General features: G+C 69.7%; 25 protein-coding genes and 1 pseudogene. 19 read left to right on the top strand and 7 right to left on the bottom strand.

Annotation, left to right across the window (positions count from 1 at the left end):
• Positions 1–431 precede the first annotated feature (431 nt).
• Positions 432–596 carry a hypothetical protein gene (locus AB0N17_RS42105; protein WP_366016979.1) on the bottom strand — a complete coding sequence of 55 codons (165 nt, stop codon included), beginning with the start codon at positions 594–596 and terminating at the stop codon, positions 432–434.
• Positions 597–873: 277 nt separating this feature from the next.
• Here AB0N17_RS42105 and AB0N17_RS42110 point away from each other — a divergent pair, with 277 nt between their 5' ends.
• From AB0N17_RS42110 to AB0N17_RS42200, 19 genes are all read left to right on the top strand, one after another.
• Positions 874–1,986 (top strand): bifunctional lytic transglycosylase/C40 family peptidase, encoded by a 1,113-nt coding sequence (locus tag AB0N17_RS42110; RefSeq protein WP_366016980.1) that lies wholly within the window; start codon positions 874–876, stop codon positions 1,984–1,986.
• Complete coding sequence (locus AB0N17_RS42115) at positions 1,983–2,633, top strand: hypothetical protein (protein ID WP_366016981.1); 651 nt, start codon at positions 1,983–1,985, stop codon at positions 2,631–2,633. The genes AB0N17_RS42110 and AB0N17_RS42115 overlap by 4 nt, the downstream gene beginning before the upstream one ends.
• Complete coding sequence (locus tag AB0N17_RS42120) at positions 2,609–5,242, top strand: ATP/GTP-binding protein (protein WP_366016982.1); 2,634 nt, start codon at positions 2,609–2,611, stop codon at positions 5,240–5,242. Before AB0N17_RS42115 ends, AB0N17_RS42120 begins: the two co-directional genes overlap by 25 nt.
• Positions 5,233–6,147: a replication-relaxation family protein gene (locus AB0N17_RS42125; protein WP_366016983.1), complete on the top strand. Its 915-nt coding sequence runs from the start codon at positions 5,233–5,235 to the stop codon at positions 6,145–6,147. Before AB0N17_RS42120 ends, AB0N17_RS42125 begins: the two co-directional genes overlap by 10 nt.
• Before the next feature lie 194 nt (positions 6,148–6,341).
• On the top strand, positions 6,342–6,524 hold the full coding sequence (locus AB0N17_RS42130) for a hypothetical protein (protein ID WP_366016984.1): 183 nt from the start codon (positions 6,342–6,344) through the stop codon (positions 6,522–6,524).
• 93 nt (positions 6,525–6,617) lie between these two features.
• Entirely contained in the window at positions 6,618–7,187 is a 570-nt protein-coding gene (locus AB0N17_RS42135; protein WP_366016985.1) for a hypothetical protein, read from the top strand.
• 1 nt (position 7,188) lies between these two features.
• Positions 7,189–7,881, top strand: a complete 693-nt coding sequence (locus tag AB0N17_RS42140; protein ID WP_366016986.1) for an OmpA family protein — start codon at positions 7,189–7,191, stop codon at positions 7,879–7,881.
• Between the two features lie 246 nt (positions 7,882–8,127).
• Positions 8,128–8,730, top strand: coding sequence for a hypothetical protein (locus tag AB0N17_RS42145; RefSeq protein ID WP_366016987.1), 603 nt, complete (start codon positions 8,128–8,130; stop codon positions 8,728–8,730).
• A complete protein-coding gene (locus tag AB0N17_RS42150) occupies positions 8,688–9,575 on the top strand; it encodes an ATP/GTP-binding protein (protein ID WP_366016988.1) in 888 nt (295 codons plus the stop codon). Before AB0N17_RS42145 ends, AB0N17_RS42150 begins: the two co-directional genes overlap by 43 nt.
• A gap of 73 nt (positions 9,576–9,648) precedes the next feature.
• Positions 9,649–10,293, top strand: coding sequence for an SAF domain-containing protein (locus tag AB0N17_RS42155; protein ID WP_366017002.1), 645 nt, complete (start codon positions 9,649–9,651; stop codon positions 10,291–10,293).
• Positions 10,293–11,120: a hypothetical protein gene (locus AB0N17_RS42160; protein ID WP_366016989.1), complete on the top strand. Its 828-nt coding sequence runs from the start codon at positions 10,293–10,295 to the stop codon at positions 11,118–11,120. The genes AB0N17_RS42155 and AB0N17_RS42160 overlap by 1 nt, the downstream gene beginning before the upstream one ends.
• Entirely contained in the window at positions 11,110–12,597 is a 1,488-nt protein-coding gene (locus AB0N17_RS42165) for a CpaF/VirB11 family protein (RefSeq protein ID WP_366016990.1), read from the top strand. The genes AB0N17_RS42160 and AB0N17_RS42165 overlap by 11 nt, the downstream gene beginning before the upstream one ends.
• Positions 12,594–13,547 carry a type II secretion system F family protein gene (locus AB0N17_RS42170; RefSeq protein WP_366016991.1) on the top strand — a complete coding sequence of 318 codons (954 nt, stop codon included), beginning with the start codon at positions 12,594–12,596 and terminating at the stop codon, positions 13,545–13,547. The genes AB0N17_RS42165 and AB0N17_RS42170 overlap by 4 nt, the downstream gene beginning before the upstream one ends.
• Positions 13,544–14,428, top strand: a complete 885-nt coding sequence (locus tag AB0N17_RS42175; RefSeq protein ID WP_366016992.1) for a type II secretion system F family protein — start codon at positions 13,544–13,546, stop codon at positions 14,426–14,428. Before AB0N17_RS42170 ends, AB0N17_RS42175 begins: the two co-directional genes overlap by 4 nt.
• A gap of 183 nt (positions 14,429–14,611) precedes the next feature.
• The gene (locus tag AB0N17_RS42180) at positions 14,612–14,791 is read left to right on the top strand and encodes a hypothetical protein (RefSeq protein ID WP_366017003.1); all 180 of its coding nucleotides are present in this window, start codon (positions 14,612–14,614) and stop codon (positions 14,789–14,791) included.
• Positions 14,791–15,216: a TadE/TadG family type IV pilus assembly protein gene (locus AB0N17_RS42185; protein ID WP_366016993.1), complete on the top strand. Its 426-nt coding sequence runs from the start codon at positions 14,791–14,793 to the stop codon at positions 15,214–15,216. The genes AB0N17_RS42180 and AB0N17_RS42185 overlap by 1 nt, the downstream gene beginning before the upstream one ends.
• Positions 15,195–15,674: a TadE family protein gene (locus AB0N17_RS42190; RefSeq protein WP_366016994.1), complete on the top strand. Its 480-nt coding sequence runs from the start codon at positions 15,195–15,197 to the stop codon at positions 15,672–15,674. Before AB0N17_RS42185 ends, AB0N17_RS42190 begins: the two co-directional genes overlap by 22 nt.
• Entirely contained in the window at positions 15,674–16,126 is a 453-nt protein-coding gene (locus AB0N17_RS42195) for a Tad domain-containing protein (RefSeq protein WP_366016995.1), read from the top strand. Before AB0N17_RS42190 ends, AB0N17_RS42195 begins: the two co-directional genes overlap by 1 nt.
• Complete coding sequence (locus AB0N17_RS42200; RefSeq protein ID WP_366016996.1) at positions 16,126–19,593, top strand: hypothetical protein; 3,468 nt, start codon at positions 16,126–16,128, stop codon at positions 19,591–19,593. The genes AB0N17_RS42195 and AB0N17_RS42200 overlap by 1 nt, the downstream gene beginning before the upstream one ends.
• A 27-nt stretch (positions 19,594–19,620) precedes the next feature.
• Here the strand turns inward: AB0N17_RS42200 and AB0N17_RS42205 are convergent, their stop codons facing one another.
• The 6 genes and pseudogenes from AB0N17_RS42205 to AB0N17_RS42230 all read right to left on the bottom strand — a co-directional run.
• A complete protein-coding gene (locus tag AB0N17_RS42205; RefSeq protein WP_366016997.1) occupies positions 19,621–20,061 on the bottom strand; it encodes a hypothetical protein in 441 nt (146 codons plus the stop codon).
• A 178-nt stretch (positions 20,062–20,239) separates the two neighbouring features.
• On the bottom strand, positions 20,240–22,147 hold the full coding sequence (locus AB0N17_RS42210) for a DUF2637 domain-containing protein (protein ID WP_366016998.1): 1,908 nt from the start codon (positions 22,145–22,147) through the stop codon (positions 20,240–20,242).
• A 244-nt stretch (positions 22,148–22,391) separates the two neighbouring features.
• The gene (locus tag AB0N17_RS42215; protein WP_366016999.1) at positions 22,392–23,297 is read right to left on the bottom strand and encodes a ParA family protein; all 906 of its coding nucleotides are present in this window, start codon (positions 23,295–23,297) and stop codon (positions 22,392–22,394) included.
• Between the two features lie 95 nt (positions 23,298–23,392).
• On the bottom strand, positions 23,393–24,772 hold the full coding sequence (locus tag AB0N17_RS42220; protein WP_366017000.1) for a ParB N-terminal domain-containing protein: 1,380 nt from the start codon (positions 24,770–24,772) through the stop codon (positions 23,393–23,395).
• 405 nt (positions 24,773–25,177) lie between these two features.
• On the bottom strand, positions 25,178–26,101 hold the full coding sequence (locus AB0N17_RS42225; protein ID WP_366017001.1) for a DUF1643 domain-containing protein: 924 nt from the start codon (positions 26,099–26,101) through the stop codon (positions 25,178–25,180).
• A 107-nt stretch (positions 26,102–26,208) separates the two neighbouring features.
• Positions 26,209–26,415: pseudogene (locus tag AB0N17_RS42230) on the bottom strand (hypothetical protein); the annotation flags it as partial.

Consider the following 26,415-nt stretch of genomic DNA (forward strand, 5'->3'; position numbering starts at 1 on the left):
CACGGGCGGGCCGTCGGACGGCGGGGACGGCGGTTCAGACGGCACGGGGCCGCGTCGGCCCTCGGGCCCGCCCGACCGGTACCGCAACGATCAGGGGCAGGTCGTCGACCGCAACACCGGCCAGGTGCTGCACGACCAGAACAGCGACCGCACGCTGCTGTCGACCCGGGCACATAACCGGCTGGTCCGTTTCCGCGGGTACCGCATCCTGCACCGCGGCGGCCGGGCCGCGTACGGGGCGACCGTTGGCCTGCCAGCCAATGTGCGCCGCGCACGGTCGGGCGGCTCGCGCTACTCACAGGACGCCCGCCAGCAGGTGCGGGTATGGGGCAACACCGTCCGCGAAGACGGCCGGGCCTGGGGCGACACCGGGCGCCACGTCGCCCGGGTCATCCGCGACCACACCGACGACAGCGGCGGAACCGGTCCATTCACCAGCCGCCGCCTGCCGACCGCAGCCACACCCACCGCCACCCCCCGCCCGGCACCCCGTCCGCGGCCCGCACCCACCAGTCGTCCTTCGAGCCGTCCGACCCCTGCCCCACCACCGCCGACCACGCCTGCGAGCGGGCCCGCAGCAACTCCGCCTCCGGCACCGCTCCCCCGCCGGAACGGCCCTGCGCCAGTGCCTCGGTCCGATCTCGGCAGGCCCGGGCGTCCGGCGCGCCAGGGCCCAGATCGGTCCGGGCCGGTCTTCCCCGGCGGAGGCGGCGCTCGCAACAGCACCCGTGACGAGGCCCATCGCCGGTTCCAGGACCTGATGCGGCGCACCGCGTCCGACGCCGAGCGCCGGCGCCAGGAGCGGGCCCGGCAGCCGGAAGACGGTGAGGACGAGTGAGGCCGCCTGGGCGCCGGATGGCGAGGTGGGGGTGTGTGGTGACGCTGCTGATGTTCGCCGCCGTGTGCTGCGCCGCGCCGGTCGGGAACGCAATCAGCGCCTACGTCGCGCTGAAGACGGGTCAGCAGGACGACGGCGGGATCGCCGAAGGCGGCAGCGCCGCGGACATCCCGCCGCGGATGCTGACCGCCTACAAGAAGGCCGTCCAGCAGGTCGGGAAGTACGTGCCCAAGTGCCAGGGCATGCGCTGGCCGATCCTCGCCGGCATCGCCAAAGTCGAGTCCAACCACGCAGTGGGCCGCAACATCGCAGACAACGGCGACATCCGCCCGAAGATCTACGGGGTGCTCCTCAACGGCTCCGGCGCCGGCGGCAACACCACCGTCTTCCCCGACACCGACAACGGCAAGTGGGACGGCACCGCCACCGGTGAGCGCGCCGTCGGCCCCTTCCAGTTCATGCCCTCCACCTGGGAGTCGATCGGCAAGGACGGCAACGGCGACAAGATCGCCGATCCGCACAACGCCGACGACGCCGCGCTCAGCGCCGCGATCTACCTCTGCGGCAACGGCCGTGACCTGACCAAGCGCACCCAGCTCAAGGCCGCGATCTGGCAGTACAACCACTCCAGCGAGTACGTCGCCAACGTGCTGGGCTGGATCGACCAGTACACGGCGGCAGCCAAGGACCCGGACCTGAAGAACGTCTCGGGCAAGGTCCGCACCGCCATCGAGGCCGCGCTCTCCCAGCGAGGGGTGCCGTACTCCTGGGGCGGCGGCAACGCGAGCGGCCCGTCGTACGGCATCTGCTGCTCCCCCAGCGGCAAGAGCGGCGCGAACATCAAGGGCTTCGACTGCTCGGGCCTGACCACCTACGCGTACGCCAAGGCCGGTGTCAGCCTGCCGCGCACCGCGGCCGCGCAGGCCGGTGTCGGCCAACGCATCCCCGCCAGCCTCGGCACCGGCGCTCTCAAGCCGGGCGACCTCGTCTTCTACGCCTACGCCCCCGGCCGCGATTCCACGATCTACCACGTCGGGATCTACGTCGGCAGCGGGCAGATGATCAACGCCGCCCGCCCGGGCACTGTCGTCCGGCTGGACTCGGTCAACGCCATGTCCGGCTTCGCGGGGGGAGCGCGGCTGCTGTGACCACCACCCCACGCTCACCGCGTCTGCTGTTGCTGAGCACCGCCTTGCTCGCCGTCGCCGGCGTCGCCCTGCTGGGCCTGCCGCACAGTCATAAGGAGCCACCCGACCCGGCACCGTCGCCGACCGCGAGCGCGACCGCTGATCCGTCCCCTGCGGCCAGTAGGCATCCCGCAGGAAAGACGACCGTCAGCACGGCTTCCTCCACGACGTCCGCCGTATCGACGCCATCGGTCCTCGAGTCGGCTCTGCCGCCGCACGGCGAGGGCATGGCCGGCGACAAGGCCATCCAGCGCTCGCTTCAGGCGGCCTGGCCCGCCGACCTTCCCGCCGCCGACGAGCGGGAGCTGCTCACCGCCGGGCGCGCGCTGCTGCGCGCGGACGCCACCGGCATCGGCCGCGCGAAGTGGCCCGCGGTCTTTCCCGACGCGGGCCAGGAGGTGGCCCCGGCGTTCGCCACCGCCCGCTTCCGTATCCAGGCCGCGATCGCCCGCCGCGACGGCAGCCCCAACAAGGCAGTGGTCCACCTGGTGTGGGCTGGCATGGACCGCGGCGGCACCTTCACCGATCTCCGCATCACCGACTGGCACTTCACCCGCACCACTTCGCAGAAGGGAGCAACGACGTGGACTCCGCAGCCCCGTCCCTGACCGACCGGGCCGATGTCACGGCTGCCGGTCAGGTACTCGGCCTGGTCACCAGCCTTGTCGACGCCGCCGACTGGCTCTACACCCACTGGTACCTGCTCGCCCTGGCCATCGCCGTGTTCTGGGGCGTGGGCGAGTGGGTCGTACGCCGTCTCGCGGCCAAGGCTTCGGCCGAGCGGATGGCCCTGGAACTCGTTTCCAACCGGCACTTCGACCCGAGTCTGGAGGAGATCTTCCGGCGCGGTGTCCAGCTCGCCCGCGCCTCCACCGCCATGCCCTGGTGGGCACCCCGCCGCGCGAAGGCCGTGCAGATCCGGCTGCGCGCGGACGGCAGTGCGCCGTTGCGCTACCGCGTCGAGGGCCCGGCGGGCGGTGAACGGCTGCTATCCATCACCCCGTTCGGACCGGACATCACCGTCAACCGGGCCCGGCCGATCGTCGACGAGCCGCGGACCCACACCGTGCGCGCTGAGTTCATCCTGCGCGGCAAGCTCATTTCCCCGCTGCGAGTGGTGCCACTCAACCCCGACCCGCTCCAGCCGCTGGTCGACGCCGTGGCCGATCTGCGCGCCGAGCTCGGCGACCTCGCGGAGATCCGGGTCGACATCCAGCGCGCCCCGAAGTGGGCACTGCGGGCGCGCCGCCTGCAGCTGATGAGCGCCGCGCGCCGGTCGGAGCGCCGGGAGTCCCAGCGGGCGGCGCGCTGGCTGCGGCAGGACGCCAGCGGCATAGAGGACTCCCTCGGCTTTCAGCTGCAGCAGCTCCTCAGCGACAACCCCGGCTCGGGCAACAGCCGGAGGCTGGTGATGCCGCCGGTCCCGCGCCGGGTGGAGCCGGCCGAGGCGCTGGGCAAGCTCGCCGAGGACGACCACCTCGTCCGGGTACAGCTGCTGGTGATGTGCGCCTCGAACACCGAGGGCCGCGCCGAGGCGCGACTCGCCCAGCTCCAGGCAGCGTTCGACGTGTTCGGCGGCCGCTCACGGTGGGCCATGCGCGGCTGGCGTCTGGGCCCGTGGCGGTTCGGCGCCGACCACTGGCCCACCCGGCACGGCTTCGAGCGCCGTTGGAATCTGGGGCACTGCCAGCCGCCCCGCGCGAACTGGGTCCGGCTGGACGAACTGACCGGGCTGCTCAAGCCTCCCACCACGCATTGCCGCCTGCCGGTACTCGCCGGGGACCTGCCGACCTTCGCCTTCGGCGAGAGCGAGTTGCTGCTGCAGGGCATCTACCGGGGCCCGGACGGCCGGGAGCGGCTGGTCGCCACCTACGCCGAGGAGACCCTGTTCGAGGTCGGGGTCGGCAAGGCCGGCGGCGGCAAGACCGAACGGGCCCTGGCACAGGCGATCGGCTGGGCGCACGCGGGCGGCGGGCTGATCTTCGTCGACCCGCACCGCGACTCCTGGCCGCGGGCCACCCCGTTCCTGGCGCACGACACCCTGATGCCTCGGATCGCACTGATCGACCTCAACGGTCTCGGTCCCAACCCGCGGATCAGTTCGTGGAATCCGCTCGCCATGCACCAGGGCCAGACGGCGCACGAGGTCGTCGAGGCGATCGCCGACGCCTACGCCTCAGCCCTTGCCTGGGACGACGCGACCGCGCCGCGCGCGTTGACCATCCTCACCGCCGCGCTCACTGTCCTGGTCGCCGTCAACGAGGCGGCCTGCCAGGCCGGCCGGCCCGAGGACCAGGCCACGATCTTCCACGTGCGGGCTCTGCTCACCGACGCCGGCTTCCGCAAGGCAGCCCTCTCCACGGTGGCGGGCCGGCTGGATGAGGAGACCCGCTCCTGGTGGAAGTCGGTGTTCCCGACCCTGCCGCCCGACGCGTTCGCCGTGGTCCTCAACCCGATCGCCCGACTGGCCGCCAATCCGGTCACCCGCGCGTTCCTTGGCCAGCCGGTCGGCGTCTACAACATCCGCGCCGCGATGGACTCCAAGATGATCGTGTGGGTGTGCCCGGGCGGCAACGGGCCCACCGACCGGCTCCTGACCGCGCTGCTCGCCCGCGATCTGCTGCGGGCGGCCCGCTCCCGCAGGGATACGCCCGAGGAGAAGCGGGTGGCGTTCCGCCCGTACTTCGACGAGCTGATCACGCTGACCGGGGCGGCCCCGGAGACGATCGCCGCGATGTTCGAGGATCTGCGCAAGTACCGGTGCCACATCCACGGCATGACCCAGCTGCTGGCCCGCCTGCCGGCCGCGGTGCGGCTGTCTCTGGTGCAGAACGCGTCCACGCTGGCCACCACCGCCGGGTCGAAGTCCGCGGTGGCACCGATCACCGCGGAGTGGGGCGATGACCCCAGCCCCGACCGGGTCGCCACCATGGACCGGTTCGAGCACTACGTCTCCATGAACGTGCACGGCCGGCGCATCGGTCCCATCCAGCTGCGCGGGCCCCATCTCGATGACGTCTTCGCCGCCCAGGCCCGCCCGCGGGAGGTCCCCGCGCTGGAGCGGGCCGCCCAGGCGAACGCCGGAGCACTCCCGCTGGACCAGCTCACCGACCGGGCCGCGCAGCAGCTCGGCCGCGTCGCCGCCTTCCTGGCCGCGCACTCCCCTGCCGGCGCCGCCGCCGTCCACCTGTCGAAGGAAGAAAACGAATGGACCTGACCACTGCCCCGCCGACGGACCGTACGGCGGCGGGCTTCACGCCCAGCCCCGTGGAACCCCTCGCGCATCAGCTCCTGGCCACCCTCGCCCAGCACCGCATGGCCTCCACCGGCCAGCTGCACGTCCTGCTGCGCCCGGACCGCTCCCGCCAGTCGGTGTCGGAGCGGCTGAACGATCTGCTCGACGAGCGCCTGGTCGACTTCGCCGTGCTGCCCCAGTCCCATCGCACCCGGGTCTGGTACCTCACGCCGAAGGGCGCCCGCCTCACCCGGGACTGGCCCGCACTGCGGGGCCGCCCGCCGTACCCGATCACCACGGCGACGGCCGCCTCGCTGAAGACCCCTCACACTCTGACCGTCCTGCGCACGCATCTGACGTTCGTCGCCGATGCCCGCCGCCGCGGCGACGAGCACGGGCACCTGGACTGGACCCCCGAGGTGTTCCACGCGATCGGCGACGGAGAGAAGGTCGTCGCCGACGCGGTCATGCACTACACCCTCATCGACGGCCAGCAGAGGCGGAAACTGCGGGCGTTCGTCGAGGTCGACCGCGCCACCATGGGGGCCGAGCGGCTGGCCGCGAAACTGATCGAGTACGCCCGTCTGTGGACGTACGAGCCGCAGCCCGTCGGCCGGCGCCGGCAGGCGGCTGGCCCCGGATGGCTTCGCTGGTACCCGGTGTTCCCTCGCATTCTGTTCGTGCTGACCGGTGCAGGGCGTGAGGCGATGGACAACCGGATCAGCGACCTCAAGGCCATGGTCGCCCACCATCCGCTCGTGGCCGAGATGGCCCGCGAAGTGCCGCTGGGAGCGGCTGTCCTCGAAGACGTCGAAGAGCGCGGGGCCACCAGTGACGTGTGGGTGCCGCTGGGTGGCGGCACGCCCTGCCCCTGGACCGAGCTGTGACTCATCATCAGCCGCCGTGGCCGAATGTCGCAGCCTTGCAACTGCGCCCAAAACCACTTGAGATTTGCTCACGCGAACACGTAGTTTACTTCTGCACAACGAGGTCTCATCTTAAACCCGCCTTGCTGTGCACCGATGTTAGGGGACGCCGCATGTCGCACGCTCCTAGTCAGATTCGCACTACAGAACCAGCCTTGGACGGCGAGTGGCCCGACCGGACGCGGGACGTCTCGTACGTCGGGGACGCGTGCGTGGTCCACGGGAGCGGCGACTTCGACCTCGCCGACCTGAGCGCGGTGCGCGGTCGCTTCCCCGGCCGGCACGTCACCCTCGACGGCGACGTGATCACCGTGTGGCCGCCGGTCCGGCAGCAGTGAAGCGCGTCTCCTCTCCCCTGCCCCGTTGTCGCCGACGCGGTCCTTGCACCGCGATGACCACCCCCAGATCCCTCACTGAAAGGAAGCAGCCCTATGACCAGTCGGCACACCTCAGCGTTCGGCAGACGCATCACTGCGCTGGCGATCGCAGTCGGCCTTGGCCTGGGCGTCTCCGCCTGCTCGGGCGGCGGCCGGGACCAGGACCATCCAGCGGCGGCCGCGTCGGAAGCCAGCGGCGGCTCCGCCCCGCACGAGCAGCTGCAGACAGACCAGCCTCTTGCCGAGCTGCAGGGCCAGGGCGGCCTGTCCCTCACGATCACGTCGGCCAAGCGGGATCCGGCCGGCTACGTCACCGTGCGCGGCGATCTGAAGAACGACGCGTCCACCGTGGCCGTGGTCCCCGCAGAACTGCGCGGCGACGAGCTGAAGGTGCTCAGGACCGGCCCGTCACTGGGCGGGGCGACCCTCGTCGACTTCGCCCACAAGAAGCGCTACTACGTGCTGCGCGACACGGAGGGACGCCCCCTCACCACGACCGGCCTGTCCACGCTGAAGGCCGGCGAAAGCGCCCACGTCTTCATGCAGTTCCCCACTCCCCCGTCGAACACGGTCGGCTTCCAACTGCCGCTGTTCGACACTGCGAACATCAAGATCGACGAGTGAGGTGAGCGCCAGCATGGTCACAACCCGATCGCGGATCACCGCTCCGGTCCTCGCCCTCACCGTCGCGGCGAGCATCTTGGCAGGAGGGCCGACCGGGAGGGCTGCCGCTACTCCCCTACCTAACGCGGCCGCCTCGGGCACGCACGCGCTGCTCACCCTCGACTCGGGCAGCCCCGGACTTGCCCTCCGCACCGGTGCCACGCTCGCACCTCCCAAGATTCTCGACCTCGGTTCGCAGCCCGCCGGCATTGGTGAGGTTGTCGAGGACCAGGAAGGAGCCGAACGCCGCGAGGACACAGGAACGCAGGTGACGTTCGGCCTGCAGGCTGAAGTGCTCTTCACCAAGGACAGTGCGCGGCTGGGCAGTTCGGCACGGTCCCGTATCGCCTCCGTCGCCCGGGAGATCGAGCCGCAGCCGGGAACCGAGGTCCGGGTGTACGGCTTCACAGACGACCTCGGTTCCTCTTCGCACGGCGACGCCCTCTCCCAGCAGCGGGCCGTTGCCGTCCAGAGGGTGCTGGCCCAGGAACTGCGCGGCACGGCGGTCAGCTTCGACACGCATGGGTTCGGCGAGCGGCATCCGGTGGCCTCCAACGCCACCGAGGCCGGCCGCCAGCAGAACCGGAGGGTCGAGATTTCGTTCTCCCGCTCAGCGGGCAGGCAAGGTTCGTTCGACGATCCGAACGCTGCCTGACGGTATGCGGGTGCGACGAGCGAAGACACAGAACTACAAATCGACATCCGGTTCCGAAAGTGACCGGGTACGTCCCGAGTTGTACGAGTGAACTCAAATATCAAGCTGTGAAGTTGACTGGCATATGCGTAACCTTGCGATCACGCAAATGCATTACCGCAGCTGGACCAGGCCGCGGTTCCGGGCCGCCGGATGTCGGAGGCCGGGGGCAGCGGTCGACCGCACCGCGTCGCACGGGGAGACAACGTGACAGCTACACAACGACGCTCATCGGGGCTCAATATCGCGGCTGTTCGCACCCGGAAGCACGCAACCGCCCTGCTTCTCACGGGGAGTCTGGTCGCGCTGGCCGGCTGTAGCGATAGCAGCACGGACGCGTCACCGAAGCCCAGCCGCACTCGAGCGGCTAGCCCGTCGCCGTCCCCCAGTTCCACCGCCGAAGCCGAGGACGCCGCTGTCATCGCGGCTTACACCAGGTCCTGGGACGCCCAGACCGAGGCCTACAGCAAGGCCTCCTCGGCGGGCACCGACCTCAAGAAGACCACCACCCTGAGGGCGCTGTTCGACATTGAGAGCGACCTCACGGCGATGCGGAAGGCCGGGCAGGTGACCACCGGAAAGCCGGTGATCAATCCGAAGGTCCTCAACGTGACGGACGGCAAGATCCCCAAGGCCACGCTCACGGACTGCGTCGACACGACGCACTGGGTCCTGACCGACAAGGCCTCGAAGAAGCCGGTCCCGCTGCCCTCGACGCGGCTTACCAAATACGTCAGCACCGCGAATCTTGAAAAGTGGGGGAAGACGTGGATGGTCACGAAGTTGACCGCTCAAGATCAGTCCTGCTGACCCGGCGCCTCGCCGTACTCACTGGCGCCCTCGTCCTGGCCTCATCGGGTGTCGCGTATGCCGGCGACGATCCCGGTACCAGCGCCGGCAAGTGCCAGGTGATCAAGTTCTGTGTCGGCGCCAGCGACGGTGACGAAACCGGCGGAAGCGGCGGGCAGGCAGGCGGCTCCCAAGGCGGGAGCGACAGCAACGACAGCAAGATGCAGTGCCGTTACGACAAGGTCGATCCGAAACCGCCGGCCGCATGGCCGGGCTGGAAGGGCGCCGACCCCAAGAAGAACGACGTGTACTTCTACGGGTGCACGGACGGCGGCCAGAACAACCCGGACGGCTTCGTCGTCGTGCCGATAGGCCAGCCGCCCGTGCCGCAGGTCGACCCGAGGGTGCTGGCCCAGCGTGCGGTGGACTCCATGACGCTGCTCGGTCCGGACATCGCCAGCCCGCGTGCGGCCGGGAAGTACACGGTGGGTGTCCCGATGTGGATGTGGGTGAACCAGAGCGCCACGACCTACGGGCCGAACACCGCGACGGCGACAGCGGGTGCGGTGACTGTCACGGCGACGGCGAAGGTGTCGAAGATCGTGTGGACGATGGGCGACGGCGCCTCCGTGACCTGCAACGGCCCCGGCACGCCCTACACGTCGTCCGAGGGCATGGCCCAGTCCCCGGACTGCGGACACGTGTACGCCAAGACCTCGGCCGGTGCCCAGAACAGCAAGTTCCCGGTGACCGCGACCTCAACGTGGACGATCAACTGGCAGGGCGGCGGACAAGCCGGCCAGCTCACCGAGGTCCGGCAGACCAACGTGCAGGTGGCGGTCGGCGAAGTCCAGGTCGTCAGGTAGCCGCCGGAAGGACAGAACGGTGAGCAAGACCCAAGTAGATACAGCCCCGAACGGTGTCCCGCAGCAGGGACGAGTGGCCGGGCCCGTGGCCCCGCCCCGGGTGTCGGCTCGCAGGCGACGACCAGGCGTCATCGCCTTGTCGCTGGCGCTGATCGCAGCCGGTGGCGCCGGAGTTGCCGTCCTGCTTCTGCAGGTCGGCAACCGCACGGACGTGGTGACCGTGGTCCGCGACGTCCAGGTCGGCCAGGTCCTCACCGAGGACGACCTGGGCAAGGCCTCTGTCGCCCTGGACCCGGCCGTCAAGGCGGTACGCGCCGACAACCTGAAGTCGGTGGTGGGCAAGCGGGCCGCCGTGGAGCTCAAGCCCGGCTCCCTGCTCTCCCCTTCGCAGGTGACGAAGGACAACCTGGTGAAGGCCGGCGAGCAGCTGGTGCCGATCGGCCTGGAGCCCAAGCAGATCCCGGCGACCGCGCTGGTGCCGGGTCAGAAGGTGGAGCTGGTGCACGTCCCGGCACAGGGAACGACGGACACCGGCAAGACGTCCGACGCTGCGCCGCAGACCATCGACGGCCGGGTCGTGAAGGCCTCCGGCGCCGCCCCCGGTACCGGGATCGTGGTCGTCGACGTGGCCACCTCCGCCACCGACGGTCCGACGGCCGCCGCTTGGGAGGCGGCCGGCACCCTGCGCCTGGTCCTCGCTGCTCCGGACGGTAACTGATGGCTGTCATCGCGCTCGCCGGGTGCAGTGGCGCGCCCGGCGTGACCACGAGTGCTCTGGCGCTGCTGCTGTCGTGGCCGCTGGAGGCGGGGCGGCGGATGATCCTGGCTGAGTGCGACCCGGACGGTGGGGCCGTGCTGCACGGTCTGCTGCAGGGCACGCTCGGCGACCGCTACGGACTGCGCAACCTCTCGGTCGCCGCCCGCAAGGGCGAGTTCAGCGAAGCCTTCTGGCGGCAGCTGATCGACCTGAGCAGTGAGGACGGCAAGCAGGAGTCACCGCGCGACCGGCTGCTGCTGCCCGGCATCACCGACCCCTCGCAGTCGGCGAGCCTCGGCCAGGTCTGGAAGGTCCTCGCGCAGATGTTCCGCGGCATCGAAGCCGAGAGCGGCCACGACGTCCTCATCGACCTGGGCCGGCGCGGGGCGTACGGGCCCTCCGGGGTGCTGGCCGAGCAGGCCGACGCCACGTTCGTGGTCGTCCGCAACACCCTGCGCTGCCTGCAAGCAGCAGAAGGCCGGGTGCGCGCACTGGAGGAGCGCGTCGGCGACGTCAGCGTGCTGATGATCAACGAGGGTCCGTATCCCGCGGGCGAGGTGCAGCGCGTGCTGCAGGTGCCGGTGATCGCCACGCTGCCGTACGCGCCGAAGGACGCCCGCGTGCTGTCCGACGGTGCCGAACAGCCGCGCCACTTCCCCAAGTCGCCGCTGATGAAGGCCGCCCGCACGGGCAGCACGCTGCTGGTGCAGCGGGCTGCCCTTCGCCGGGCCCGGCTCGATCCCCGCGGTGCCCGTGCTGCAGGCGGGGAGGTGACCAATGCGCGCTAGGCCTCTGCACCACGACCCCTCGGTGGCACCGGTCCCCCAGGAGTGGGGGCAGCAGACCAACGGAGTACCGGCAGTTGCCGGTGCTGCCTCCAGTTCGCAGGTGCTCGGTACGGCGGTTCCGCAGATCATCGTCGACTACCGGGTGGCCCGGGACATCGCGTCCCAGGTCGCCAAGCAGCGCGAGGAACTGATCAAGACGAAGCCCGACATGGACCGGGCCAGTGAAGAGCAGCGCTGCCTGAACTGGATCGCCGAGGCCGTCGCGCTGTGGTCGGACGCCCAGGCGATGACGCCGCAAGAGGACGAGGCGCTGCGCCGCGCCGTGTATGACCTCCTCTTCCGAGCCGGCCGGCTCCAGCCGTACCTGGACGATGACCGGGTCGAGGACATCATCATCCAGGGCCCGCACGAGGTGTGGCTCGACTATGGCGACGGCGAACGCCGCCGGGTCGGGCCGATCGCGGACTCGGAAGAGGAACTGCTGGAGCTGCTGCGGGAGTTGGCCCGCGGTTCCGGGCACAGCGAGCGCACCATCTCGACCGCGAACCCCACCCTCGCGCTGTCCCTGGCCGACGGCTCCCGTCTCCAGGCCATCACGGGGCTCGGGCCGATGACCTATGCGGTCATCCGGCGGCACCGGGTCTCCCACGCGAATCTCGACGACCTTGTGCGGCTGGGCACCATCGACCCGATCCTTCGCGAGTTCCTCGGGGCCGCCGTGCGCGCCGAGAAGAACATCATGATCGCGGGGAAGCAGAAGGCTGGGAAAACGACCTTGATGCGGGCGATGCTCAAGGAGTTCGACCCGGAGTGCCGGTTCGCGACCATCCAGACCGAGGACGAGCTGTTTGCCCACCAAAACGGCTACCACAAGCAGGTGGTGTCCCTGGTGGGCCGCGAGTCCAACGGTGAGAAGGACGTCACCGGCCGCGGTGCCGGTGAGGTCACGCTGCTGGACCTGATGCATCCGGCGCTGCGGATGTCGCTGGAGCGGATCGTGGTCGGCGAGGTCCGCGGTCCGGAAGTCGTCGCCATGATGCAGGCGTTGACGAACGGGTCGGGCGGCAACCTGTGCACCATCCACGCGCGGCGGCCGGACATCATCTTCGACCGGATCGCCGAGTTGTACGCGCTCGCCCAGGAGAACCTTTCCGAGCAGTTGGCCTACCGGCAGACGGCCAACGGTCTGGATTTCGTGGTGTACGTCGACATGACGGACGAGACGCAGATCGGCGGCCGCCGCCACCGCTACGTCTCCCACGTCCTGGAGCTGACCGGGATCGGCGAGAACGGCCGGCCCGCCACCAATGAGGTCTTCTCCCCCGGAGCTGAGTGGGGAGAGTTGCGGGCGGTGCCGAGGATGGACCCGGGCTGCATCGATGACCTGCGCCGCGTCGGCTTCGACTCGGGCCTGCTGCAGGAGTCGTATGGGGCCTGGTCGGCGCCGCTGCAGCTGAAGGTGGGGGCGGGCCGGTGATCCTTCTGTGGGCGCTGCTGTCCGGGATGGCTGTGGTCGGCGGGCTGATCGGTGTCGTGGCGGGTGTCGTGGGCACGACTGCGCCGCGGCGGGCCCCTCTGCTCAAGCGCTGGCAGGCAGGCTTGCTCGGTGGGAGGAACCAGAGCGAGGACGCCCGGATGCGGCGGCGGACCCTCATGGTCGCGGCCGTCGTGGTCTTCGTGGCCGTGTGGCTGGTCTCGGGGAACTTCGTCGGGGGTGCGCTGCTGGGTGCGGCCGTCATCGGCGTGCCCTGGCTGATTAGCCCGGCGCAGATGGCGCAGGACCGCATCGGTCAGCTGGAGGCGCTGAGCGAGTGGACGCAGCGGCTGGCGGGGCTGCTGAGGCTGGGCATGGGCCTGGAGCAGGCGATGATCACCAGCCGTCAGGGGGCGCCGGACGAACTCGCACCCCAGATCATCAACCTGTCCGACCGGCTGCGTCTGGGGTGGCGGCCGGACGGGGCGCTGCGCGCGTTTGCCGAGGAACTGGACGATGTCACCGCGGACAAGGTGGTCGCCGCGCTCATCCTGTCGGTGAACGACCGCGGTCCGGGTCTGGCTCAGGCTCTGGAGGATCTGTCGGGCACCGTCCGCGAGGAGGTCGCCAAGAAGCGCGCCATCGAGGCGGACCGCGCCAAGCCCAGGACGACCGTGCGGTGGATGACCATCATCACCGTGGGCGTCGTGGTGGCCGGGTTCTTCGTGCCGTCCTACACGAAGCCGTACTCCACGCTGCTGGGACAGCTTGTGCTGGCCTTCCTGACGGCCGGGTTCATCGGCGTCCTGGCCCTGATGCGGCAGCTGGGCAATTTCCGGCGCGTCCCGCGCTTCCTGGTCACCGACCCGGCCAGCACCGTCCGGCTGCCCGCGCCCGCCCCGGAGCCGGACCCGCCGATCACCGCACGGGAACCGGAAGGAGCCGCCTCGTGAACCTGCTCCCCGTTGTTTTGACCGGCGGCACCGTCGGTGCCGGCGTCGCCTTGCTGATCCGGGAACTCCTGCAGCCCCAGCCCGCGTTGGGGCCGGCCCTGCAGCGCAGTGCCCCGGCGTCCTTGACGATGCCGGAGCCGGAGCTGGACCGCGAGGAGGTGTGGGGCCGGTGGTTGCTGGCCCGCCTCGAGCGGCTCCCGGGCGTGAAGGTTCCCACCGTGAACCTGGCCCTGCTCGGGCAGGGGCCGGGCCAGTTCATGCTGAAAAAGGTCGCGTTCGCTGGTCTGGGTCTGCTCTGCCCGGTGATCGCGACGATTCCGTGGATCATCGCGGGCGTGGGCCTGCCGTTCTACGTGCCCGCTGTTGTCGGACTCATCATCGCCGGCCTGCTGTTCATCACGCCCGATCTCGCCGTGCGGGACCAGGCCAAGCGGGCCCGGGAGGAGTTCGCGCACGCCCTGTCCGCCTACCTCGACCTGGTCGCCCTCAAGCGGGCCGCCGACGCCGGCCCCGCCGAGGCCCTCGAGAAGGCCGCCGAGGTCGGCGAGGGTTGGCCCTTTCTCTATCTCCAAGGCGCCCTGCGCCGGGCCCGGCTGGAGAAGATCCCGCCGTATCAAGCGCTCACGGAACTCGCCCACGCCTACGACCTGCCCGTCCTGGACGACGTCGCCGACATCATGCGCGGCTCAGCCACCGACGGCGCCGCCGTCTACAAGGCCCTTCGGGCCCGTACCGCGGCGCTCAACGCCGAGTTGCTGGCTGATCAGGCCGCCGAAGCGAACACAGCCAGCGAGAAGATGACCGCGCCCGGAGCCCTGCTCGCCGTCTTGGTCATGCTCTTGATGGCCTTCCCCGCGGTGATCCGCATGCTGACCGTCTGAGACCAACCACGACTCGTACAACGCTCCAGAGAGGTAAAGAACATGAGGTACACCGCAGCCCGCACGCGCCGTGCTGTGATCCGGCTGACCACCCACCCGCACGCTGGCCCGGACAAAGCTCCCCGCCGGCCCGCACACGGCAGCCGAGGATCCCGCGTCATCGGACGCGCCAACCGTGCAGCGATCCGGCTGAGCACGCGTCTGCAGGAGAGTCTGGAGGAGGCCACCCGGCGTCCGGACCGCGGCGACATCTCCACAACCACGGTCATCATCTGGGTCGCCGCCGTCACCGGCGCCGTCCTGATCGCTGGCACCATCGCCGTCGTGATCGCCAAGTACAACGGCAAGCTCAACGGACTGTGATGTCTGGTCCCGAGCGGTTGAAGGACTGGTGGCAGGGGCGAAGATGGCGCGACGACCGCGGTGACACTGCCATCCAGATGGCGATCGTCTTTCCGTTCGTGCTGCTCGCCACGGTTGCCGTGATCCAGGCCTCCATGTGGTACTACGCGCGGCAGATCGCCCTGACCGCTGCTCGTGAGGGCCTCACCGCGGCCCGCGCCTACCAGTCGAGCCCCGCCGCCGGTGCGGCCCAGGCACGAGACGTGCTGGGCCGCACCGCGGGTGACAGCCTCAGCGGCTACAGCGTCTCGGCCAGCAGCAACGGGCAGCGGGTGCAGGTTCAGGTGTCCGGCACCGCCCTGTCGATGATCCCGGGCATTTCGGGCCTTCAGGTCACCCAGTCCGCGTCCGGCCCGGTGGAGAGATGGACCGTCCCGGGAGGGTGAACCACGTGCGAAACACGGCCCGGTGGGCTTGCAGGCTCCGCAGCGACGAGGGCAGCGCGGCGATCGAGGCTGCCATCGTCCTCCCTGCGCTGATCATGTTCATCTGTATGGCCATCGCCGGCGGACGCATCGTCACCTCCGGCGCGAAGATCGACGCCGCAGCCGAGGACGCGGCACGGGAGGCCTCCATTCACCGCACCGCGGGGTCCGCGCAGAGCGCCGCGCAGGCGGCGGCCGCGCAGTCCCTCAACGACCAGGGCATCAAGTGCTCGTCCACCAGTGTCAACATCAACACGGGCGGTCTCAGCGTGCCGGTGGGGCAGGTCGGCACGGTCACCGCGACCGTGACCTGCACGGTCAACCTCTCCGATCTTCTGCTTCCGGGCGTGCCAGGAGCCAAGACGCTCACGTCGACCGCCACCTCGGTAGTGGACCAGTACCGCCAGCGGGGGGACTGATGATCTTCCGCCAGAGGGTCCTGCGCCGAACGCTCCACGATGACCGGGGAGGCGTCACCGTGTTCGTCGCCGTGTGCGTCATCGCGCTGATCGGGATCATCGGCGTCGCCGTCGACGGCGGCAGCAAGATGCGGGCCACGGAACGCGCCGACTACGTCGCCGGTGAAGCCGCGCGGGCAGGCGGGCAGGCCATCGACCCCGCCGAGGCCATCAACGGGACCGCGATCACCGTGGATCCGCAGGACGCACAGGCCGCAGCGCAGGCGTACTTGCGCTCCGCTGGCGCCACCGGCACGGTCAGCGTGTCCGGCGACGGCAAGACCCTCACCGTCGTCGTCACCGGCACGTACGACACGAAGTTTCTGTCGGTGGTTGGAATCGGCTCTCTGTCGGTGACCGGCCATGGCAAGGCCACCCTCCTGCACGGCGTCACCGCTCCCGAAGGAAACTGATGAGCACCACCCCCTCCCCCGCCGCAGCGGCCTGGCGCACCCTGGGCCGGCTCCTCAAAGCAGTCCTGAGTCTGGTGGTCCTGGCCGCCGCTGTCGCCGGGCTGCCGCTGCTGCTGGCCTGGGCCACCCCGGTCATCTGGGCTTCCACCCACGACGACCTCACGCACCTGCTGGACCGGCAGGACACGGGCGCGGCGTTCCTGCTGCTGCTCGTCGCGGTGGGGTGGATCGGGTGGGCTCAGTTCGCTTTCTGCGCCGTGCGCGAGCTGATCGCACAGCTGCGGGGCCGGACCTGGCATGCCCCGCGGGGGATGGGCGCCTCGCAGCGCGCCGCGGCCCTGCTGATCGGCAGCATCCTGGTGCTGCTGCCGACGAGTTCGGCGCTGGCCTCCGACGCCCAGGCCGCCCCGGCCACCACAGCGGCCCACGTCCCGGGCCAGATTCAGACCCAGGCCCAGGCCCGGCAGGCCGCCGAGACCGAGCAGGCCTCCAGGTCTTCGGCGAGCACCGCGGCGTCCAGCACGTCGTACACGGTGCGCGAGACACGGCCGGCGGAGAGCCTGTGGGGTATCGCCGAACGGGAGTTGGGCGACGGTGAGCGGTGGCGGGAGATCGCTGCTCTCAACGAGGGCCACACCATGGTCGACGGCACGACCTTCCGTGCGAACAGCTTTCTGCAGCCCGGTTGGCAGTTGGAGATGCCCGACACGTCAACGGGAGTGGGAGGCCCGCGTACGCAGTTGGGTGAGGCTGCGCCGGCTGCCGGCGAGAAGGGTGAGCATGTCGTCACGGTCCACTCGGGCGACTACCTGTCGAAGATCGCGGAACAAGAGCTCGGCGACGGCGACGAATGGCCGGAGCTGTTCAAGGCCAGCCGGGGCCAGGAGCAGCCGCACGGTCTGCCCGCGATCACCGACCCGAACGTCATCTATGCGGGGCAGCAGGTCACCGTGCCCGGCGCCCAGCCCTCCCAGTCGTCCCAGGACCGTGACCAGGGTGATGAGGCGGGCAGCCAGGAGACCACTCCCCCGGCCAGCCAGAAGCCGGGCGCGGGCGCCGAGCAGACGCCCGCGCCGAGCCAGACCACCACGCCCGCACCCCAGTCGTCGGCCCCCAGCGCACCGGCCAGCCGCCCTGCCGAGCAGCCCGGACAGGATCAGGCATCGCCGTCGGCAACGGCCTCTGCGACCCCGCAGCCCAGCGTCAGCGCGTCGCCCTCTGCCGCCTCCCCGCCGGCGTCGGCTGAAGCGTCCGGCTCCGCTGCTTCCTCCTCCCCCGCCGCCACGGCGTCCGAGACCCCGGCGACGGCTCCGGCCAGCAGCCCGTTGAACCTGCGCACCGTTCTCGGTGCCGGCGCGCTGCTGGCGGCCGCCATCACCGGTGCTCTCGCCCTGCGCCGTACGCTGCAGCGCCGCCGCCGTAAGCCCGGCGAGAAGATCGCCATCGCGTCGGAGACGTCCGCGGCAGAGGCCCAGTTGGCGGCGGCCGCCGAGCCGGGCGGCGCTGCCCGTCTGGACGTGGCGCTGCGGACGCTGGCCCACCAGGCGGCCCAGGAGGAGGACGCGATCCTGCCGCCGCTGCGGGCGGCCCGGATCGGCACCCGCACGGTGGAGGTATTGCCCGAGGATCTCACTGCGGACCCTGCGGCGCCCTTCGTGGCTGGGCAGGCCGGATGGTGGGCCCTGCCCTCCGGTGCCGTCCTCCTGGACGAGGACGACGCCCGCGAGGTGCCAGCACCGTATCCGGGGCTGGTCACGATCGGCAGTACCCAGACGGGCGATCTCCTGCTGCTCAACCTCGCCGGGCTGCCCGCGCTGCTGCTGGACGGCAACCCCGTCCACATCACCGAGGTGTGCACCTCGCTCGCGCTGGAACTCGGCATGAGCCCGTGGGCCAGCGAAGTCGAGGTCGTCACCGTCGGGTTCGGGGAGGATCTGCCGCAGCTGCTGCCCACCGCGCGGATCGCCCACATGCGCCAGGCCGCGCACGCCCTGCGCGATCTGAGCGAACGGCTGCTGGAGGCGCACCAGATGCCCGAAACCGAGCATCAGCCGTATCTGCTGCTGTGCGCGTCGTCTCTGGACGCGGACACGGCCTGGCAGTTCGCCGATGTCATCGACAAGGCGGGCACGGTCCCCGTCACTCTGATCGCCCCCGCGAGTACGGCGGCCGCGCACTTCCCCGAGGCAGAAATCCTCAACGCCTCCATCCACGAACCGCAGAACCTCGACTACGCCGGCGTGGACATCACGGTGCAGCGCCTGGAACACGCTGCCTACCTGCAGATCACCACGGCACTGAAGGTGTCTGGGCAGGCGTCCCACCCGGCCGAGGGGCCCTGGCAAGACGTCCCGGACGAGCCCGACCACCTGCAGCAGCCCGATCAGACCGCGCCGGAGGAGCCGACCGCGGCCGCCGCCGTCCCGAGCGTGTCGCTGGCGGCGGCATCCGACGCGGGCAGCGGCGTGTTCCCGGCGCTTCTGGCCGCTAGCGCCGATCCGTCCGGACTGCGGCTCCTGCCCACCGCCACGCCCGCAACTGCGGCAGGCGACGATCCCGGCCCGGGCACCGAGGCAGTGCCTTCGCCCCCGGCTCCCGTACCCCCTGCCGCGGCGGAGACCACTGCCGGCGACGAGGCCCCGGAGGCCGACGCCGCTGAGGCCTCGCTCGAGGAACGCGAAGCGCCGGAGGCGGAGGAGTGCGAGGCGCATGACCTGCACGCACCGGAGATCAGGGTGTTGGGCCCGGTTGAGGTGACCGGCGTGGACAGCACGGGCCACGGTCCGCGGATGGCGCAGCTCGCAGCATTGCTCTTCTTCCGGCCCGGCCGGAGTGCAGACGTGCTGTGCTCCGACATGGATCCCGTCAGCCCCTGGTCCTCGAGCACCCTCAACGCCCGCTTGCAGGGCCTGCGCCGCTCACTGGGCAACGACCCCGCCGGCAACCCCTACGTGCCGCGCCGCAGTTCCGGTGAGGACCCGTACCAGCTCGCCCCCGGGGTGCGCTGCGACTGGAGCCGCTTCCTGCAGCTCGTCGAACGCGCTCTCCCGTTGGGCCCCTCAAGCCTGACCGATCTGGAGAAGGCGCTCACGTTGGTGCGCGGCCGACCGTTCGGGGGCAAGGCCCTGCCCTGGGCTGAGCCCTACCAGCAGGAAATGGTCACGCGCATCATCGACGTGGCACACACGGTGGCCACCTACCGCACGCATGCGGGCCCGCACCACGACCTCAGCGCGGCCCGCCAGGCCGTCGCGACCGGTCTCGACGTAGACGACACCGCTGAGCTCCTTTATCGGGACTGGCTCAGGATCGAGTATGCGGCCGGGAACCGGCAGGGGCTGCACATGGCCATCTCCCGCGTCCAGCAGGTCAACCGGGCGCTCGACTGCTCGCTGGAGATGGAGACTACGCAGCTCATCAACGAGCTCCTCAACGGCTCGGGCACGGCCGTGCGCAAGGCCCTCTAGCCGGCGGTTCCGCAGATGCGCAGCGCGTCACTGCCTGCTGGAGGCGATGTCGCGGGCTGCGTACGCCAGGAGTTCCTTGATGGCTGCCTCGTTGGAGGCCGGAGGGCGTTCACGCCATTCGGCCAGCGTGTCGCGGACGGTCTGCGCAACGGCCTTGGCGTGCTGCGCAAGGTCGTTGTCGAGTGCCGCCGTGTCCCCGCTGGTGGTTCGGCCCGTGATGACGATGGGGCCGGCCAGCGGGTACAGGGGCATGCCGCGCCAGGCACTGGCGAGGGCCCATGCGGCCAGGTTCTGGGGAAATCCGAGCTTCAGCCCGTTGCCGTGAATGTGCAGAACGGCCCGCCGGTGGTAGACCCCTTGGTCGACGGCGTCGGATCCGACGTGTTCCTGGATCGCGATGTGCGCATCGGTAGCGGGCAGGTTGAGGTCCGTGACCGTGGCGTCCGGGTCGATGCGCAGTGCGTACATGGGTCCTCCTCGTCGGTTCACGGGTGGGGCTGCGCAATGCGCAAGGGTGCGGTGCGCACGGCTGCGCAATGATCGCGATGTCTGCGCAATGCAGTGCTGACCTGGTGTTTCTTCTGATTGCGCAGCCTGCTGGGCATGATGGGGAAACGGGGTACCCAGCCGGTGCGCGGTGACGGTCCTACTGCTGCGCTTCGGAGTGGTGGCGGATGAGTGCCTGCCAGCGGCGTTCGAAGTCGGCGGCGTTCTCGGCGACGTAGTCGGCGGTGATGGGCTTGTTGTACTGCGCAGTGATCCCGTGGGCTGCGCACTCCTGCGCAACGGCGTCGAAGGTCGGCTTGTCACTGCGCACCCGGTGCTCGGCCCAAAGGCTGTAGACCCGGAACGGCAGCAGGTAGCGCCGCAAGGTGGAGGGGCTCACGGGCTTCCCGCCACGGCCGTAGAGGCCTTTGCTGGCCAGGAACTCGGACAGCTGCTCGGCCTTCTCCGGTTCGGCACCGGTCTCGGCCTGGTACTCCATCCACGCCAGGTAGTAGCGGTCGACGGTGGTGAGGGCGACGGGCTCCCCCGCGACGGCGTCCTCGTCCGGAGACTGGTCATCGATGGCGGCGCTCACGCGCGGGGTTCGTTGCTCCTTGGCGGCCTGGGCGCCCGCGCCTGCGGGCGCCACTTCGGGTTCCTCTTGAGACGGGAGGACCTCTTCGGCCGCCTGCTCGTCAGGGTCGGCGGCTACATCTCCGGCGGGCGGTCCGCTGCTGCCGATCTCACGCTCCTCAAAAGTTGTGACGAAGGCTGCCAGGTCCTCGCCGGTGATCGGCCGGCCGCCGTCTCCAGTGATGGCGTCCCGCTCGTACACGTACGCAGCAAGAGCGGCGGCGTTCGGATACGTGCCGAACTCCTGCGCGTAGTTGCGCCAGGCGCTGTGGAAGTAGTCGTACCACTGGTCGGCTGGCTCCGCTCCGTCGTGGCCAGCGGGTTCTTGGCTAACGAGCGCATAGCGTCTCTGCAGGACCCGGAGCAGGGGCTGCACCTGGTCCTCGGAGAGCGGGTCCCCGGATCCCGTGGAGATGCCGTAGGTGTCGCGGAGCCAGGCGGCCCATTGCGTTGGGGACGGCTCGGTCTGGAACTGGGCGAGGAACGCCTGGTAGGCCTCGGCGAACCGATCGGCCGCTTCCTCGGTTGAATCCTGCCGCCCGTCCGGCTGGCCGGGCACAGGGGTTGGGACGGTGTCCTGGACCGGCTTCGGCTCTGCGCTCTCCAGCTCGGCCGCTCCCTGCTCCCGCGGTGGGGCGGTCTCAAGGACGGTATCTTCCGCCGGGGCCGCTGCGGGGACCCGCTCGACGGTGAACTGGATCGGTGGTTCCTCGATGCCGGCGGCGGCGAGACCGGCGAGCGCGGTCTCGGCGAGCGGGACGCCGTACCGGGCAAGCCGCAAGGGCATCAACGCCTCGACGGGGGCCTTGCGACGCCAGGCTCGGCCGAAGCGGGAGCGGAGGCTGGCCTGGTAGACCAGACGCTCCTGCTCCAGCTTGATGACTTGTTCGTAGGAGCGGAGCTCCCACAGCTTCATGCGGCGCCAAAGCAGGAACGTGGGCAGGGGCGAGAGGAGCCAGCGGGTGAGACGGACGCCTTCCATGTGCTTGTCGGCGGTGATGTCGGCGATCCGGCCGATCGCGTGCCGCGCGGCCTCGACAGCAACGATGAACAAGATCGGGATAACCCCGTGCATGCCCACGCCCAGCGGGTCCGGCCAGGCGGCCGCGCCGTTGAAGGCGATCGTCGCAGCCGTCAGCAGCCAGGCCGTCTGGCGTAGCAGCGGGAACGGAATCCGGATCCACGTCAAAAGGAGGTCCAGGGCGAGCAGGACACAGATACCCGCGTCGATGCCGATCGGGAAGACGTAGGAGAAATTCCCGAAGCCCTTCTGGATGGCCAACTCGCGGACGGCCGCGTACGAACCCGCGAAGCCGATCCCGGCGATGATGACTGCACCGCTGACGACCACGCCGATGAGGATCCGGTGTGCCCGAGTCAGCAGGATCCGGTTCCCCCTGCCCTGTCGGCGTATCTCGCCGCTCCCCGTGCTCACGTCCCACTCCCCTGTCTCGCCTCACAACTGAGCTGTTCTCACACTCCCACGGTGTGGGTCGGGTTGTGGCCCTTCGGGATCGGCTCTGGGCGGATCGTCCGCGAAAAGTGATCATTGAGGGCCATCTGCGGCAGTCTGCAGTAGGCGCTCGAGGTGCTGTCGGGCTTGCCGACAACAGTGCGGCGCCTGTCCCCAGGCTGAGGGGTCAGGCGCCGCGCGTGCGCGATATTCCGTCGGAATAAGCTCATCGCTTCCGCGTGGAGTTAAGGCGTGGGATGCCGAGGGCGTCTGCAACAGCGGCGATGTCCTGGAGTGCCTCGTTGCGGGGGTCAAGGAATCGCAGCGGGCGCTGCGTGACGATGGTGTCCTTGAAGCGCTGCTTGCGGCGGATGATGGGCAGCAGCTTGGTGTTCCAGTCCGGATTGCCGCGGATGGCCTTGATGGCATCGTCTGCGACGGCTCCGCCGCTGCGACGGATGTTGCCTTGGGCGTCCATAGGGATGTTGGTGGCGAGGATGTGCTGGACCTCGGTCTTGAAGCCGAAGCGGCGGAACTTGCGCGCTCCCTTGTCCAAGGTGTCTTCGAGGTCTTGCAGGCCGATGATGTATTTGAACTCGTCGGCGACGCATCCGATGACCTCCGGGCCGACCATAGCGATCGACAGCAGAAGAATCCCGAGTGTCGGACCGCAGTCGAAGAACAAGATGCTCCAGCGGCCTGGGGGCAGCTGCTCGTCCAGGACGTTCTGCAGCCACAGCACACCGGCAGGGTCGAGGCCAAGGTTGACTTCCGCATCCGCCATCTCTGGCGTCCCGAGGATGAGGTCGAGGTTGGGGATGCGGCGGAACGCGTTGTCGTCTTCGCCTTCACCGATGCGGTAGCGGGCCGGCACGACGGCTTCCTCAAGCCGGTGCTTGCCCTGCAGGACATCGAAGATGGTCGGCTGGCCCTCGGGTGGGTCCTGGTAGCCGAGGATGTGGGACGCGGTGCGCTGGGGGTCGAAGTCGGCGACGGCTACGGAATGCCCTCGCCCGGCCGCCTCAACGGCGAGGTTGATGACGTCCTGAGTCTTGCCAGCGCCACCGGCGATGACAGAGCAGGCGAAGATGCGCGGCTCTTCGGGTGCCTGGGTGGTCCTAGAGGTTGGCAATGGTTCTCCTGAGGGTCGTGCTGGGGCGCCCTCGTATTCCGTCGGAATATCGCTGCCTCAGCGAGCGCGGTATTCCGACGGAATACGAGCCTGCCTCACTTGCCGCCGAGGCGGTCCTGTTCCCACTCGGTGGGCTGATAGTTGACGGCGGACTTGAGGTGGGCGAGGTAGTCACGGTCCTGGGCATCCCAGGGGCGGTTAGCGGTCGAGGCGCGCTGCTCGGCGACGGCCAGGGCGACGGCCAGGGCCACGTGAGCGGTCAGCTTTGCGTCGCCGGATGCGGACACCTCTGCGAAGTATTTGTCCGGCTTCGCTGCATCGGGCCCGATGGGCTTGGCGCTTGACCGGAGCCACTCGTGGGCCGTTTCCCGCGCGGCCTTGCTCGGGGCAGCGAGAAGGGCGGGGGCGAGGAGGCGCAGGGTCTCCCGCGGGTTCGAGGGGACTCCCAGTTCCAGAACGGTGCGGCAGGCCTGCACTCGCAGTTGTGCCGCTTCGGCGCTGGGATCGGGTTCCGGTTCCTTCTGTTCCTCGGGGTTGGTCCGCTCGGTCTGCTGGTCGGAGGCGCCGAGTACAGATCTGCTTGGCTTTTTCTCTTCAGGGTTGGCACCCGTTGCCGGGGCTCCCTCGGGTCCTGGCTCGTCGGGGGAGTGCTTCTGCTGCTGCGGGACGGGGGGAGCCGGCTTGGTCTTGGCCTTGGTCTTGGAGGATGTGGGTGCTGGCGGTGACAGAACCCTGGCGGCAGCGAAGGCGGCCTTGATTCCCTCTTCCTTCATGACCAGCCAGGCCTGCAGCAGCTGCTCCCGAGTGGTGAGCCTGTCGAGCAGGATCTCTGCCTCGCTGACAGCGAGTCCGTCCATGACGGCCTTTTGTAGTTCGCTGGGCAGCTTCAGGAGCTTGATCCGGCGCGAGATGTGAGGCTGCTTGCAACCGGTCTGTGCGGCGACCTCCGCTTGAAGCATCCCGTCGTCGAGCGCCCCTTGGAAGCCCAAGGCCTCTTCGATCGGGTTGAGGGGGATCCGTCGCATGTTTTCGGGCAGGCCGAGGAGTCGAGCCCTGGGGATCTTCGAGTTCGTGACTTTGCAGGGAGCAGTGTCGTGGCCGGCCCGGGCCAGCGAGATCGCCCTGTTGTGTCCGATCAGGGTGACGTAGTCCCCCGCCGGGACCGATCCCAGTTTGTCTTCCAGCTCGTCGAGCTTCTCCGGCTGCGTCTCAGCAAGGCGGGCACGCCAGTACTCGAGGAACCCTTCGACCTCAGCAACCGACAGGTCCTGCAGGACTCCGCCTTCTGCCTTGATCGACTCGGTGAGGTCGTCGATGTCCTCGTCCCGGTAGACGAGGCGGGGATTGAAGGGGTTGGGGTGGAGTTGCTCAAGGGGGATTTCGATGACCTCAACGGCATCAGGGTCATCCCAGATGCTTCGAGTCTTCTTCTTCCTGCCGAAGGTCATCGTGGGCCCGGAGGCTCCAGCGGCCATGAGGGGTACTCCTGAGACGAAAGGGTGCTAACTGCAGGTGACCCTAGCGGGCTGGTAGCCAGGTCCTCGCCAACGGGGCGGTATTCCGTCGGAATATCCGAGACTGCAGGACGATCCATACGCCCATTTTTGGCCGCTCATGTCTCGTTGTGTCCGCGCGTTCAGCATGCTGCCGTACATCGGCCTGGGCGGACTGATATTCCGTCGGAATACTCGACCGGATGACCTCTCCCTGCGCCGCGTACCGCGCTGGGCGCCAGGGACGGCCGTGCCGGAGTTCGGCTACGGCTCGCAGAGAGATCAACAAACACGAAAGGCCTCGCACCCCGGATCTGTGTCCGGGGTGCGAGGCCTCATGGTCACGGTCTGTTGGCTGGATGGGCGGCCGCCGGTGGGCTGCCGCGGTTATCCGGCTTCCACGGAGCCGAGGAGGGCGGTGTACGCGATGCAGGCCCTCTTCCAGATGCGGGCGGCTTCTTCGTATCCCTCCTGTGCGTGCAGGCGTGCCCAGAGATCAGGGAAGTTGCGTCCGGTGCCGTCCCCGTCTGGGTCGCTGTCCATCAGCGTGGCGAGTTGGTCTGGGTCCCTCGGAAGGTGTGGGTCGAGGTAGTCGAGCCCGGGGAGATGCGGATGCACGGTCACGGTCGTGCCGGGGACGTGTTGGGTGCTGGCCCGCTGCAGACGGAGGCCGGTGGCGATGGACGCGGCCTGGTGGAGGTAGTCGTAGGGGCCGAGGCGTATGTCGGGCAGGCCCGGCCGGGCGAGGACGACGGCGTACTGCGCTTCTCGCTCGGACGTCTGGAGACGGGAGGGTCGGGCTTCCCAGGGTTGTGGGGTGAGAGCTTCGCGGAGCCGGAGCGGGTGGTGTGGGTGGCCGCCCTGCGTGACGGCGAGCGTGCTCAGCCGGTGCATGCCGGGCAGAGCGAGGACGTCGGTGACGCGTTCGGGGTGGGCGTGCGTTCCCCACCCCGCGACGAGGGGGCCGCCGGTGTGTTCGGCGACGGCGGCCGCGACGCGGAGATAGGCGGCGTTCTCCGGCCCGACGGGGTCGTCCACCGTTGCGAGGTCGCGGGGCTTGGTGGCCCGCCACGCGTACAGGTTGACGATGAGGAGGGCCCCGCAGCCCCAGCTCTGGGCGTACTTGATGCAGCGCCCGGTGGTGGGGTCGTCCGTGGTCGCGTCAGCGGTGGACGGGTTCAGGAGGACGAAGACGGCGCTCTTGCCTGTGTCTGCCCACTCGCGTGCGAGCAGGTAGCGGTACTGCCCGCAGTCGGACAGGACTGCGGAGCGCCGCACCTCCCTGGGTTTGGCGGGTAAGGGTTTCGTCATCGGTGTTCCGTTTCGTGGTCGGAGTGATCTGGTCTTGGGGCTGGGCCGGTGTCCTGCGCGGCGGGGCGGTTCGAGGCGTGGTCCTTCGGGCTGGCCTGTGGTTCAGGTCAGCCGGTCGGCGTGTTGAGGACGCGGGGCAGGTGGACGTGGAGGTGTTCGACCTCAACCCCCAGGCCTTGTTCGCGCAGGTTTCGCGCGAGGAGTTCGGTGAGGCCGCTGGCACTTTTCCGGACTAAGGAATCGATCATGAAGTGGTCGTCTCCAGCACGTGGGTGGAGGTGCTCGACTTCGACGTCACGGTCGCGTCCGCGGAG

The organism is Streptomyces sp. NPDC051133 (genome assembly GCF_040682635.1).
In the GTDB taxonomy this organism is placed as follows: Bacteria; Actinomycetota; Actinomycetes; order Streptomycetales; family Streptomycetaceae; genus Streptomyces.